The following is a 12945-nucleotide window of genomic DNA, read 5'->3' as shown; positions in this document are numbered from 1 at the left end:
TTAAAATGCCTGCCAAGTAAGTTAGTGGTAACTCCCCGTCAATTTTTAACTCTCAAAAGGAGCAAGCAATGAAAAAAAATACATTACTAACTATGGTGTCAATCTTTTTAGCACTTGGCCTGACTGCTTGTCAGGATAAGTCTCAAAAACTGGGCGAGCAAGCTCAATCGCCACAAACTGCCGTTCAAGCCAATGGTAACGATAAAGTCATAATGACCGTAACAGGGGCAGGAGCATCATTTCCTCAGCCTGTATATGTACAGTGGGCGAATGGATTTTTGCAAAATACTGGTGGTCAGGTGAATTATCAGTCCATCGGCTCATCAGGTGGCATCAAGCAAATCATCGCCAAAACGGTAGACTTTGGGGCGACAGACTCTCCAATGAGTAGCGAAGAGCTGGAAAAAGAAGGATTGATTCAGTTTCCAACCGTCATTGGTGGTGTTGTACCCATTGTGAACATCGATGGTGTGGCAGCAGGACAGCTTAAACTAACAGGTAGGGTGCTGGCTGACATCTATTTGGGGAGAATTACCAAATGGAGCGACCCTGCTATCGCCACCCTAAATCCTGACATTACCCTGCCTGATGAAAATATTGTTACTGTATTTCGTTCAGATGGCTCTGGTACGACTTTTATTTTTACTAATTATCTTGCTCAAGTGTCTGATGATTGGAAAAATACGGTTGGTGTCGAAAAGACCGTTAAATGGCCAACCGCCCAAACGGGTACGGCAGGTAAAGGTAATGAAGGCGTGGCAACCTATGTGGGGCGTGTTAAAAACTCTATTGGCTATGTGGAATACGCCTATGCTAAACAAAATAAAATGAGCTACACTCAACTTCAAAACAGTGCGGGTAGTTTTGTGCAACCTGACCAAGAAACCTTTAAGGCAGCGGCTGATATCGACTGGACGGCAAATAAGGGCTTTAATGTGGTTTTGACCAACCAGTCCGCTCAAAATGCATGGCCATTGGCAGCAGCAACTTTTATCCTAATGCATAAAAATCCAACCAGTGATGATAATGCGAAGTCAGCTCTGGCATTTTTTGATTGGTCATTTAGTCATGGTGATGAAATGGCAAAAAACCTAGACTATGTACCATTGCCTGATGCTACCAAATCTTTAATCCGCAAAGAGTGGGCAAAAGTTGTTGGGCAAGATGGTAAAGCATTGTATCAAAGTCAGTAAAAGGTTGGTAATTGGCAATATTAATTATCTTAGCAGTGTAGATAGATTGGTTAGGGGTATTTTAATGCCCTTAACTCAAATCAACCAATCAGGTTTATTATGGATACAGTATTAAGTAAAAAATTAAAAAATCAGCACCGACTAGATAAGGCTTTTGTGGGAATAGCTCGCCTGTTTGTGGTATTTGTACTGCTTATATTGGCTGGTATTTTAACTGGTCTTATCTATGGAGCGATGCCAAGTATTCAGCAGTTTGGTCTTGGTTTTTTAAGCTCTAATGAATGGAATGTGATCTTTGGTGAATATGGGGCTTTGGCTCCGATTTATGGCACGATTGTAACCTCGGTAATTGCTCTTGCTATCGCTACACCTGTTAGTTTTGGTATTGCAACTTTTTTAACAGAGCTTTGCCCAAAATGGCTAAAAAAGCCACTTGGTATTTGTATTGAGCTACTTGCAGGCATTCCCTCTATCATTTATGGCATGTGGGGTTTGTTTGTTTTTGCACCGATTTTTGCCAAATACATTCAACCAAGCCTTGCCACCACTGTTGGGAAAATCCCTGTCTTGGATAATTTTTTTAAAGGTGTGCCAATGGGGATTGGTGTCTTGGCGGCAGGGCTAATTTTGGCGATAATGATTATTCCATTCATTGCCTCTGTGATGCGTGATGTGTTTGAGATTGTGCCACCCATGCTCAAAGAATCTGCCTATGGGCTTGGGGCGACCCGTTGGGAAGTCATCAAAAATATTGTTTTGCCTTACACGAAAATGGGTATGGTTGGTGGAATCATCTTAGGGCTTGGGCGTGCTTTGGGTGAGACGATGGCGGTAACTTTCATTATTGGCAACACTTTTAATCTTAGCCTTGATTTATTCAGCTCTGGCGTGTCTATTACTTCAGCCCTTGCCAATGAATTTGCTGAAGCTATTGATCCCATGCACATCTCATCGCTACTATTTTTAGGTCTGATTTTGTTTGTGATTACCTTTATTGTGCTGTGCGTTTCAAAGCTAATGCTTGGTAAGGTTAATAAATAATTTACCAAAATTTATCAGGCAAGTGCTTCACTCTGTAGTCAAAAAAATGTTATTAAAATCTTATTTTAGGAAAATATCATGCAAATACAAGTGCAAAACAAAAGTCCTCTAAGCGGCTTTGATGGTCTAAGTGATCTTAGCGAAACGCTACAAAAATCAGTCAATAAAACACGCAGTAATGCCATTTATGCACGCCGTAGAATGCTAAATCGTACCTCTTTATGGTTTTGTTATTTTGCGATGAGTTTTGGGCTGTTTTGGTTGGGCTGGATTTTTTATACTTTATTTTATGAAGGCGTTGCAGGGCTTGGTAGTCATATTTTTACTCAAAATACCCCACCACCAATGATGTTTGGTGGTCTAAAAAATGCCATTGTTGGCAGTCTTTTGATTAGCCTAAGTGGGCTGTTGATTGGTACACCGATTGGGATTTTGTGTGGTATTTATTTGGCAGAATTTGGGCGAGATAGTCGACTTGCTACTGTTACTAGATTTTTAAATGACATTCTACTGTCCGCACCGTCTATTGTGATTGGTCTGTTTATTTATGGTCTCATTGTTGTGCCAATGGGCAATTTTTCAGGTTGGGCGGGTTCTTTGGCATTGTCGCTTCTTGTCATTCCTGTGGTGGTAAGAACAACCGAGAATATGCTAAGGCTTGTCCCTGATAGCCTAAGAGAAGCAGCTTTTGCACTTGGCACACCTAAGTATAAATTGGTATTAATGGTAACGCTAAAAGCCGCTAAAACAGGTGTGGTAACAGGGGTGTTATTAAGTTTTGCCCGCATTTCTGGTGAAACCGCCCCCTTACTATTTACTGCTTTAAATAACCAATTTTTCAGCACTGATATGTCAGCCCCTATGGCAAATCTACCGAATGTCATTTACCAATTTGCAATGAGTCCATATGATGATTGGCATACACTGGCATGGACAGCAGCTCTTTTGATTGCTCTTACTGTCTTGTTTACCAACATTGTAGCAAGATTGATTCAGTCTAAAACTTAATCGATAATGGCTTTATAAATGATTTGTTGATGTAACCAAAAATTAAGTAAAGACTGTACAAGTGTTGTGATTTGCTTCTACATTTTACATTGACTGTAAAATTTATTGATGATTACTCATTTTTAACCAAACTTTTGAGATTAAAAAAATGCTAGATTCACCAAATACATTACCTACTGTTAAAATCAGTGTGCAAGATTTTAATTTTTATTATGGTAATTTTCATGCCCTAAAAAACATCAATTTAGATATTTTAAACAAAAAAGTTACTGCTTTTATTGGACCATCTGGTTGTGGTAAATCTACTTTGCTTAGAAGTTTTAACCGTATGTATGACCTTTACAATGAAAGCCGTACAGAAGGTAAAATTTTACTTGATGGTATGAATATTTTAGATGATCATACCGATGTCAATTTACTTCGTGCCAAAGTTGGTATGGTTTTTCAAAAGCCAACTCCTTTTCCAATGTCTATTTATGACAATGTTGCCTTTGGGGTAAAACTCTACGAAAAATTAAGCAAAGATGAAATGAACGAGCGAGTTGAGTGGGCACTCAAAAAATCGGCTTTGTGGAATGAAGTGAAGGATAAGTTAAAACAATCAGGTAATTCATTGTCAGGCGGTCAGCAGCAACGGTTATGTATTGCTCGTGCAGTGGCATGCCGACCAGAGGTGTTATTGCTTGATGAACCAACCTCTGCCCTTGACCCAATATCAACAGGCTATATTGAAGAGCTGATTGGGGAATTAAAGCATGATTATACAATCGCCATTGTAACACATAATATGCAACAAGCAGCAAGAGTCTCTGACCGCACCGCTTATATGTATCTAGGTGAGCTTGTGGAAATTGGTGATACTAAAATGATGTTTAGCGAGCCTAATGTCAAAGCTACGCATGACTATATCACAGGAAAATTTGGCTAAATTTTGGCTAGATTACAAGGTGGACTTCGTTTTATAATATCTTTGTATATTATCCATAGGGAATGATGATGCCAAACATACTGGTTGTTGAGGACGAATTGCCTATCCAAAGACTGATACAGTTTGCTTTGGAGCAGGCAGGATTTGAGGTGATTTTAAGTCAAAGTGCCGAGGAGGCACAGCAAATCATCAATGATAAACTGCCTGATGTGGTGCTACTTGATTGGATGCTTGGAGGGATTTCGGGTGTAGAATTTGCCCAAGTACTACGCACAGACACACGCACCAAAGACTTACCCATCATTATGCTGACCGCACGAGGTGAGGAGACGGATATGGAGTTGGGGTTGGGTATGGGGGCAGATGATTACATCACCAAGCCATTTAGTCCACGAGAGCTGATTGCTCGTATTAAAGCACTCTTACGCCGCCGTACACCACACAAGACCGATCATACGGTCAAGGTGGGCAAGCTTGTGCTAAATCCTGTTGACCGCACTGCTGTTGTGGACGGTACGACCATTCACTTTGGACCGACCGAATTTAAACTCTTGCATTTTTTTATGACGCATACAGGGCGGATTTATAGCCGTACAGAGCTGCTTGACCTTGTGTGGGGCGACCATATTTTTATTGAGGAACGCACGGTTGATGTGCATATCAGGCGGTTAAGGCGTGAGCTTGAGATAGGTGGTGTGGCTGACTATGTGCAGACAGTGCGTGGCGTAGGCTATGCTTTTGATGATAAGGGTGGTAACGCTTGATGTGGCAGTGTATTTTTGCTATCGGTTTTGCTTTGTTTGCCTTGGTATTTGGCTGTATGTTGGCAGACAAGGTGCTAGGCTTATCACTTGCGTGTGTGGTGCTGGGCTTATGGGGTGTGTATCATAGCATTAATTTATCACGCCTTAGCAAATGGTTGATGACTGACACCAAACAGCCCATTACCTTATCAGGTGGGCGTGCAGGGCGTGAGTTTGGTGGCTGGCAAGTGATCTTTGATAAAATCTTTGAAAATCAAAATCGCCAAGATAGGCATAAAGAGCGACTGACTCTTGAAGTACAAAGGCTAAACCGCATCATCGCAGGTTTCCCAAGTGCGGTGATTATCCTAAATAAAAAAGGGCGGATTGAATGGCAAAACGAGAGGGCGATACAATATTTTCGCCCAGATAACCTTAAATTGTCTTTTAAAGAGCAGGTGAATGATGAGGGTTTTTCTGACTTTTTGGACAATCACCATGCTAAGCTCACCCAGCTACAAAACCCCAAACAAGACATCAAAACCAAGCTAACCTTAGGTCAAACAACGCTACAAATTACCTTAATTCCCATAGAATCAAACGCCACCATGCTCATTGCTCATGATGTCAGTGCCAACGAAAAACTAAACATTTCCAAAAATAACTTCATTGCCAATGTTAGCCATGAACTTCGCACGCCTTTGACTGTGATTCAAGGGTTTTTGGAAATGCTGAATGATCATGAGCTTGACCGTAATTTACAGCTTGAGTTTGTGGGCTTAATGCAAAAAGAATCCACACGAATGCTTGATCTCATAGAGGGACTTTTAACACTCTCTCGCTTAGAAAATGAAGAAAAACCACCAGAGGATACTGTGCCTGTCAATCTGTCTGACATGATGATTAGTATTTATCAAGAGGCATTAATGCTTGGTAAAACACATCATATCCATGCTAACATCGCTCCTGACATCTGGGTTGATGGTGTGCAAAAAGAGCTGTATAGTGTATTTAGCAATCTCATCTTTAATGCCATTCGCCACACCGACAGTGGCACAAACATTGATATTCATCTGTCAATAGATAAAGAAATTGTCTTTTTTGTTAAGGATGATGGTGAGGGTATTGATGGCGAACATCTGGTGCATTTGACTGAGAGATTTTATCGAGTAGATAAGGGCAGAAGTCGTAAGACAGGCGGTAGTGGACTTGGGCTTGCCATCGCCAAACACGCCATTGCCCATTATGGTGGTGTGTTGCAGATTGATAGTCAAAAAAATGTCGGTAGTATTTTTAAAGTGGTGATGCCGATTAAAAATTTGCTGAACGGTCGGAGCAATTAGATTGATATTTGCCAAACTTAACTCATAAGGCTTACCAAGTGTATTTGTCTAGGTTTGACCAAAAAATGAGTAAGAAAGACAAACTGTTAAGCCTGTCTTTTTTGTTTTTTTTAGCTTGCTTGAATGTTACTTTAAAAACACCTGATACCCCAAATTGTCGGTCAGCTCTTCGCAATCATAGCCAATATCGGTCAGTGCGTCCACAATATCTTGCCCCAATTTCTCCAAAAAATGCAAAAGAGCGTTGGGGCGTTCAGGAAACACCACCCGAAACAGCTTTTCGTCCGCCAAGCGTGCGTGTCCGCCAATCAAATAGCGAATGTGCGTTTTGGCAATTTCATCGTCGGTCAAATCAAACGAAGGATAGCCTGTGTCGTTTAAGTGATTGACAATGTGCGTCCGCTCACAGGCGTCTTTTAGTGCCACGCCCACAAACACTTGGGCGACATCAGGACGGCTTTTGTCCAGTCTGTAATTAAACTCGGTAATGTTTCGCCCTTCTAATTTGCGACAAAAATCCAAAATAGAATTTGGTAGTATTTTTTTACTCTTTAAAATAAAACAAAAAAATCCTATGCGGTAGGGGGCATCTCAACAAAAAGCCCCACCACTTTGCGAGCAATGGGCATCACAACAAACACGGTCGGAAAGGCAATCGCCCAAGAAATCGCCCACGCCAAAAGCCAGCGAGAAAGTAACCCATCGTGAAAACCAACAATGCGTACAACATTGACAAGCGAAATGACCCCGCTCATCATAAGCGACAAAACAAAAGGAAAAGCAAATTTTAGGGCTTTGGCGGGTAATTTTTTCATTGTACAACCTAAAATTATTTTTATTTAATGATAATTTTGATAAATAAAAGTTTGGTTTTTATCAAAAAAGCCAGTTATTTTATCACATTTTACCAAATAGACAAGCATTACTAAATATACTAAAAACTGTCTTTGAATTTTTGTAAATCACGGCGTGCTTTTTTGGTGGGTTTGGTGGTGTTTGCATAAAAAATAAATAATTGATTTGTGATAAAAAGTGCTACTTTGTACCAAAATAAGCAGTGCATTGTCAATTTTTATTGATGATGTTTTGTAGCCTGTCAATCCACGCCAAAGTTTCACTGCTTTTTTGTCGGTTGTTAATGTCCTGCCAAGCGACAAAATAAATATGATTGCCAATTGGGCAAGGCGTGTTTAGGGTAATTTTGACATAATAACAATTAAGCCACCCCCACCCAAACAGATAATCAACGCGTTGAATATTGCCATAATCCACGCAAATTTTTGTGCTATTTTGGGTAACCACAAGATGGGTGGGTGTATCGCTGACGGTTTCGCAAAATTTTAAAATGGTTTGGTTGATGGGTAAGCCTTTTTGGATTATCAGCGTGATAAAAATCCATAAGCCCCACATTCTTAAAAATTGCCCATCTATTTGCCATAGGGTATAAAAAATAATAGGCAATGCTACCCATACAAAATAACGCAAGCGATAGGCGATTTTATAAAATTTGACACAGTCGCTGGCGATGTGTTTTGGTATCACAGTGGTTTTGGTGGCGACTTTGGCGGTCTGTGATAATTGCATTGTTATCCTTATCACTCCCTTTTATTTTTTACCAGTTTTAAAAAACCAATGATTTGTTCAATATTCATAATAGTCAATGTGGCACTCATTATGATAAAAAAATGCCAAGTTTGAAACAACATAAAAGAAAACAAAAACGGATATAAAATATAAACCAATAAAAAGTAGGCAATCTGATTGATTTTACCATTTAAAAAAGACAAAAATATGCCAATTACCATCAATGCAACCAAAATCATACGGTCTATCGTATGATAATCACGCTTAGGGATATAATTATCCATTAGCACTATCATTATGCCAACGACAAAGAGCTTAATGACAAGTTTGGCGATTGCTTTTGTTTCGTTTGTGTCATTCATTTTGTTATCTTAAAAACACCTGATAACCCAAATTATCGCTCAAATCCTCGCATTCATAGCCAATGTGGGTGAGTGCGTCCACAATCTGCTGTGATGAATTTGCTTGCAGGCCCACCAACACACGCCCCTCGGCAGCACCGTGATTGCGATAATGAAACAAGCTGATGTTAAAATCTTGTCCCAATTTTTCCAAAAAATCAAGCAGGGCGTTGGGGCGTTCTGGAAACATGACACGGAATAGCTTTTCATCAGCCAGCCTACCGTGTCCGCCAATCAAATAGCGAATGTGGGTTTTGGCGGTTTCATCGTCCGTCAAATCATAAGCCTCATAACCGCCATCGCCCAGTCGCTTGGCAATCGTGGCACGCTCGTTTTGCCCCTCTTTTAGGGCAACACCGACAAACACTTGGGCGGTGCTTGGGTTGGTGGCGTCCAAACGGTAATTGAACTCGGTGATGTTACGCCCTTGTAACACACGACAAAAATCCAAAAATGCCCCTGTTTGTTCAGGCAATTTGACCGCAAAAATCGCCTCCTTGTTCTCACCAATCTCGGTGCGTTCGGCCACATAACGCAAGCGGTCAAAGTTGATGTTCGCCCCTGAAATGATGGCAATGCAGTTTTTGCCCTGTAACTTGTGGCTTTTGATGAATTTTTTCATGCCTGCCACCGCCAATGCCCCTGCGGTTTCCACAATGGCACGGTTTTCCTCAAAAATGTCCTTGATGGCAGCACAAATCTCGTCATTGGTGCAGGTTACCACCTCGTTTTCTATCAATTTGCCCAAGCCGTTTGATTTGGTTAAATTGATGATTTCAAAAGGTTTTGTGCCAATTTGTGCCACCGCCACGCCATCGGCAAACAAGGACACTTGGGGCAATTTGACAGGTTTGCCATTGTCAAGGGCGACTTTAAGACAGCTTGCACCATCAGGCTCTACCGCCACGACTTTGATGTGGGGGGCGACCGCACCCAAATACGCTGCCACCCCTGCCAAAAGTCCGCCACCGCCTGTCGCCACAAACACATATTCCACCGCACGCCACTGCTGAACCAATTCTAGCCCCACCGTGCCTTGCCCTGCAATCACAAGGGGGTCGTCATAGGGGGCGATGTAGGTCATACCGTCTTGTTGTGCCAGCGTTTGGGCAAAACGGTTGGCATCATCAAAGCTATCGCCGTGCAAAAGCACCTGTCCGCCCAATGCCTTGACCGCTTGCACCTTGATGTCTGGGGTGGTTTTGGGCATCACAATCAAATTTTTAAGCCCCAGTTTGTGTGCCGAAAATGCCACGCCTTGGGCGTGATTGCCTGCAGACGCACAAATGACGCCTTTTGACTTTTCGTCATCGCTAAGTTGGCTGATTTTGTTGTACGCCCCACGCAACTTAAAGCTAAACACAGGTTGTAAATCCTCTCGTTTGAGACGAATATCACAGCCCAGTCGCTTGCTTAATTTGTGGGCTTTGTCTAGCGGTGTGGTGTGTGCCACTTCATAAACAGTGGCTTGCAATATGGCGTGTAGGGTAGGGGTGAGCATAATTTTCCTAAATATCAATCATCAAGGCTTGGCTTGATTGGAATGGCTAACAGTGTATTTGGTTTTTGATGGTGTTTGGTTGTGATAAATCTGCCAAGCCAAAACAGTGTTGAATGTTGTACTTTTTTGAGCAACAATGATGTAAATGGCTTTTTGGTGGGTCTAGAATTGGTATTTGATAGACCCATATTGGGCTTAAATAATGGCTTGGTGTATTTTTGTGAATTTTTACAAACAAAAATTGGCTATGACAATTTGTGTTTATCACAGCCAATCAATCATCACCGCAACAAATCACGCATCCAGTGCTTGCATCACATCATCGCTAAAATTGACATTGGTATAGACTTCTTGCACATCGTCCAAATCTTCAAGCATATCAATCATTTTTAGCACACGCTGGGCATCGTCAAGGTTATCAATATCGGCGGTCGTAGAAGGCGACATTGTAACCTCCATACTGTCGGCTTTGAGTCCTGCGTTCGCCAAGGCGTCCACCACCGCCCCAAAATCGTTGGGTTCGGTAATCACAAGTAGGCTTATCCCATCATTTTCAATATCGCTTGCCCCAGCTTCTAAGGCAATCTCCATCACTTTGTCTTCAAGGCTTGTGTCATTAAAGACAATCTCGCCACGCTTACTAAACAAATACGCCACTGAACCACTTGTGCCAAGATTGCCACCGTGCTTAGAAAATGCGTGGCGAACCTCGCCCACCGTGCGATTGACATTGTCGGTCATCGTCTCTACAATCACCGCCACACCGCCCACGCCATAGCCTTCGTAGGTGATTTCTTGGACATTGTCGCCCTCGCCGCCGCCTTGCCCACGCTCAATGGCACGCTTAATGACATCTTTGGTCATATTGGCGGCATTGGCTTTTTCTAGCACGGCACGCAGGCGGGGGTTGGCGTTGGGGTCTGGGTCGCCTGCTTTACTTGCCGAGACAATCTCACGAATGATTTTGGTAAAAATTTTGCCCTTTGCGGCGTCTTGTTTGGCTTTTCTGTGTTTGATGTTCGCCCATTTGCTATGACCTGCCATAATGCACCTATGATTTTGTTAAAATAAAATGGTTTATTATACAAGTTTTCAATGAATTTGCCAATATCTAAGGCACGCTGTATCTAAGGCACGCTGTGTTTTTGTAGTCTATTTCTTCGTAATTTGGCGGTTTTGCTGTCCAAGGCTTGTTTGGCTTTTTTTGTGTTTGATGTTCGCCCATTTGCTATGACCTGCTATAATGTTTCCTTAAAAATAAAAATTGAAACGAAATTGGTGTGTTACGCAACAGTTGTAAAATTTTTTCTATCAATATTTTGACCAAATATTTTTAGTTGTTCAATATTTTCCTTCAAAAAATCAATCATATAACGCACTTTAATTGGCAAAAGTCGTGTGGCGGTCAAAATCACAATCGGCACAGACTCACCTTGCCAGTCAGGCAGTACCTGCACAAGGTCTGTATTATTAGTGATGTTTGGTAATAATGCCAGTCCAAGCCCTTGCCTAGCAAGCCCACCAAGCAAACGAAAACTATTGGAGTGATAGAGCATTTTGGGGTGGGTGTTTAGTGTTTTGGTACCGCAGGACAATGTCCAAGACGACACACCCATAAATGCCAATCCATAGTGCTCGGTCAGCTCATCAGGCGTTTTGGGTATGCCAAATGTGTCTAGATAACTTTGGGCAGCAAATAAATTTAAGGCGGTGTGGGTCAATGGGTGGACGATGTAATGACCTTCTTTGGGTGTGCCAGCCCGTATCACCATATCCACACCCCCTGTCAAAAGGTCAGTTTTGTGAGCAGATACATCAATATGTAGCTGAATCATGGGGTATTTTTGATGAAATTTGGGTAAAATCGTCATCAGCCAATCAGCAATTTCATTATTGACTGACAGTTTTAACACACCCTTTGGTTCTATTTTCAGGCCGTTCATCGCTTGATGGGTGCGTTCGGTTTCCTCCACAATCGCCACCGCTCGTTCAAAATAAAACTGCCCTGCTTCGGTGAGTTCCAATTTTCGTGTGGTGCGGTGAATGAGTTTTAAGCCAAGATGATTTTCTAATTCATTGATTTTGCGAGATAAAGTAGATTGTGGGATATTTAGATTTTGAGCAGTTTTGCTAAAACTTTTGTTTTTAATGACTGCTACAAATAATGCCATTTGTTCCAAATATTGCATAATGATTATTCTGCATACAGATAAATATTCTTTATTATAGCCATTTATTGAATAATAAAAAAGCTTCATACCATGCCTATTCAATGATAAAATTTTTGCAAAAAAATAGTTCAAATCTTAAAATACGGCTGTATTTTGATTTATGCCTATTCATTGTGCCATATATGGATAAGTTTTATCTATAATGACTATTTAATGATTAATAAAAAAACTTTATAATTCACACAATCTACAATGAATGCGAGAAGTTAAGATGCTTTATATCAGAAAGTCTTGTGAGCGTGGGCGTGCCAATCACGGCTGGCTAGACGCTCACCACAGTTTTTGTTTTGGGCAGTATTATGACCCTGCCTTTATGGGTTTTTCTGACCTAAAAGTCATCAACGAAGACCGTGTCGCACCGACAATGGGCTTTGGCACGCACCCACATAAGGATATGGAGATTTTGACCTATGTGTTGGCAGGAGCGATTGCTCACAAAGACAGTATGGGCAATGTCAAAGACTTTGTGGCAGGTGAATTTCAGATAATGTCGGCAGGCACAGGCGTTACGCATTCAGAGTTTAACCCAAGCGATAGCACCACTTTGCACCTATTGCAAATTTGGATACAGCCCAATCAATTTGGCATTGCCCCCAGATATGACCAAAAACGCTTTGATGACAAACAAGGCGGTACGCTGATTTTGTCGCCCAATGGCGATGACGGCTCATTTAAAGTGTATCAAGATGCCAAACTGTGGCGGTATCAATACGCCAAAGACGACAAAGACAATATTTTACTCAATCAAAACCGCCACTACTGGCTACAAATGGTCAAAGGCGATTTGACCATAAACGGCAATGCTGTTTGTCAAGGCGATGGCGTGGCAATGGCACAAATATCCACGCTTGATGTGGTGGCAGACAGCGACTGTGAGTTTTTATTGTTTGATTTACGCTAAATTAGGCAGTTTAAAGTCAATTAAGCGATTTAAAGTCAAATGTGATTGGTTTTAATAAAAATTAGGTTTTT

13 protein-coding genes and 1 pseudogene are annotated in these 12945 nt (G+C 41.5%); 7 read left to right on the top strand and 7 right to left on the bottom strand.

Annotated features, from left to right (window positions below):
* The first annotated feature begins 68 nt into the window (after positions 1 to 68).
* From pstS to U9670_RS01135, 6 genes are all read left to right on the top strand, one after another.
* Positions 69 to 1193 (top strand): phosphate ABC transporter substrate-binding protein PstS, encoded by a 1125-nt coding sequence (gene pstS / locus U9670_RS01160; RefSeq protein WP_323841838.1) that lies wholly within the window; start codon positions 69 to 71, stop codon positions 1191 to 1193.
* Between the two features lie 99 nt (positions 1194 to 1292).
* Entirely contained in the window at positions 1293 to 2234 is a 942-nt protein-coding gene (gene pstC / locus U9670_RS01155) for a phosphate ABC transporter permease subunit PstC (RefSeq protein ID WP_323841839.1), read from the top strand.
* A gap of 201 nt (positions 2235 to 2435) precedes the next feature.
* Entirely contained in the window at positions 2436 to 3242 is an 807-nt protein-coding gene (pstA, locus tag U9670_RS01150) for a phosphate ABC transporter permease PstA (RefSeq protein WP_323841871.1), read from the top strand.
* Between the two features lie 148 nt (positions 3243 to 3390).
* Positions 3391 to 4170: a phosphate ABC transporter ATP-binding protein PstB gene (gene pstB, locus U9670_RS01145; protein WP_323841840.1), complete on the top strand. Its 780-nt coding sequence runs from the start codon at positions 3391 to 3393 to the stop codon at positions 4168 to 4170.
* Positions 4171 to 4238: 68 nt separating this feature from the next.
* Complete coding sequence (gene phoB / locus U9670_RS01140) at positions 4239 to 4934, top strand: phosphate regulon transcriptional regulator PhoB (RefSeq protein WP_501993681.1); 696 nt, start codon at positions 4239 to 4241, stop codon at positions 4932 to 4934.
* Positions 4934 to 6256 (top strand): ATP-binding protein, encoded by a 1323-nt coding sequence (locus tag U9670_RS01135; RefSeq protein WP_323841842.1) that lies wholly within the window; start codon positions 4934 to 4936, stop codon positions 6254 to 6256. Before phoB ends, U9670_RS01135 begins: the two co-directional genes overlap by 1 nt.
* A 126-nt stretch (positions 6257 to 6382) precedes the next feature.
* Here the strand turns inward: U9670_RS01135 and U9670_RS01130 are convergent.
* The 7 genes and pseudogenes from U9670_RS01130 to U9670_RS01100 form a co-directional block, all read right to left on the bottom strand.
* A pseudogene (locus U9670_RS01130) lies at positions 6383 to 6784 on the bottom strand (threonine ammonia-lyase, biosynthetic); the annotation flags it as partial.
* Positions 6785 to 6828: 44 nt separating this feature from the next.
* The gene (locus U9670_RS01125; protein WP_323841843.1) at positions 6829 to 7071 is read right to left on the bottom strand and encodes a DUF2798 domain-containing protein; all 243 of its coding nucleotides are present in this window, start codon (positions 7069 to 7071) and stop codon (positions 6829 to 6831) included.
* A 250-nt stretch (positions 7072 to 7321) separates the two neighbouring features.
* The gene (locus U9670_RS01120) at positions 7322 to 7840 is read right to left on the bottom strand and encodes a hypothetical protein (protein WP_323841844.1); all 519 of its coding nucleotides are present in this window, start codon (positions 7838 to 7840) and stop codon (positions 7322 to 7324) included.
* A gap of 11 nt (positions 7841 to 7851) precedes the next feature.
* Positions 7852 to 8202, bottom strand: a complete 351-nt coding sequence (locus U9670_RS01115; protein ID WP_323841845.1) for a hypothetical protein — start codon at positions 8200 to 8202, stop codon at positions 7852 to 7854.
* Positions 8203 to 8206: 4 nt separating this feature from the next.
* Positions 8207 to 9742, bottom strand: coding sequence for a threonine ammonia-lyase, biosynthetic (gene ilvA, locus U9670_RS01110; RefSeq protein ID WP_323841846.1), 1536 nt, complete (start codon positions 9740 to 9742; stop codon positions 8207 to 8209).
* 294 nt (positions 9743 to 10036) lie between these two features.
* Positions 10037 to 10786 carry a YebC/PmpR family DNA-binding transcriptional regulator gene (locus U9670_RS01105; protein WP_323841847.1) on the bottom strand — a complete coding sequence of 250 codons (750 nt, stop codon included), beginning with the start codon at positions 10784 to 10786 and terminating at the stop codon, positions 10037 to 10039.
* 239 nt (positions 10787 to 11025) lie between these two features.
* Complete coding sequence (locus U9670_RS01100) at positions 11026 to 11931, bottom strand: LysR family transcriptional regulator (protein WP_323841848.1); 906 nt, start codon at positions 11929 to 11931, stop codon at positions 11026 to 11028.
* 253 nt (positions 11932 to 12184) lie between these two features.
* On the opposite strand from U9670_RS01100, the gene U9670_RS01095 reads away from it, so the two are divergent.
* Positions 12185 to 12874 (top strand): pirin family protein, encoded by a 690-nt coding sequence (locus tag U9670_RS01095; RefSeq protein WP_323841849.1) that lies wholly within the window; start codon positions 12185 to 12187, stop codon positions 12872 to 12874.
* Positions 12875 to 12945: the final 71 nt, after the last annotated feature.

The organism is Moraxella tarda (assembly GCF_035181405.1).
GTDB lineage: Bacteria > Pseudomonadota > Gammaproteobacteria > Pseudomonadales > Moraxellaceae > Moraxella.
The sequence above is the reverse complement of the archived record's forward strand: the minus strand, read 5'-3'. Positions and strand labels throughout refer to the sequence as shown.

Excerpts from the sequence above, each read along its gene's own strand:
- U9670_RS01095 (WP_323841849.1), top strand. The coding sequence starts at position 12,185 with ATGCTTTATATCAGAAAGTCTTGTGAGCGTGGGCGTGCCAATCACGGC.
- phoB (WP_501993681.1), top strand. The coding sequence starts at position 4,239 with ATGCCAAACATACTGGTTGTTGAGGACGAATTGCCTATCCAAAGACTG.
- pstS (WP_323841838.1), top strand. The coding sequence starts at position 69 with ATGAAAAAAAATACATTACTAACTATGGTGTCAATCTTTTTAGCACTT.
- U9670_RS01135 (WP_323841842.1), top strand. The coding sequence starts at position 4,934 with ATGTGGCAGTGTATTTTTGCTATCGGTTTTGCTTTGTTTGCCTTGGTA.
- ilvA (WP_323841846.1), bottom strand. The coding sequence starts at position 9,742 with ATGCTCACCCCTACCCTACACGCCATATTGCAAGCCACTGTTTATGAA.
- pstC (WP_323841839.1), top strand. The coding sequence starts at position 1,293 with ATGGATACAGTATTAAGTAAAAAATTAAAAAATCAGCACCGACTAGAT.
- U9670_RS01125 (WP_323841843.1), bottom strand. The coding sequence starts at position 7,071 with ATGAAAAAATTACCCGCCAAAGCCCTAAAATTTGCTTTTCCTTTTGTT.
- U9670_RS01100 (WP_323841848.1), bottom strand. The coding sequence starts at position 11,931 with ATGCAATATTTGGAACAAATGGCATTATTTGTAGCAGTCATTAAAAAC.
- U9670_RS01115 (WP_323841845.1), bottom strand. The coding sequence starts at position 8,202 with ATGAATGACACAAACGAAACAAAAGCAATCGCCAAACTTGTCATTAAG.
- U9670_RS01120 (WP_323841844.1), bottom strand. The coding sequence starts at position 7,840 with ATGCAATTATCACAGACCGCCAAAGTCGCCACCAAAACCACTGTGATA.
- pstA (WP_323841871.1), top strand. The coding sequence starts at position 2,436 with ATGCTAAATCGTACCTCTTTATGGTTTTGTTATTTTGCGATGAGTTTT.
- U9670_RS01105 (WP_323841847.1), bottom strand. The coding sequence starts at position 10,786 with ATGGCAGGTCATAGCAAATGGGCGAACATCAAACACAGAAAAGCCAAA.
- pstB (WP_323841840.1), top strand. The coding sequence starts at position 3,391 with ATGCTAGATTCACCAAATACATTACCTACTGTTAAAATCAGTGTGCAA.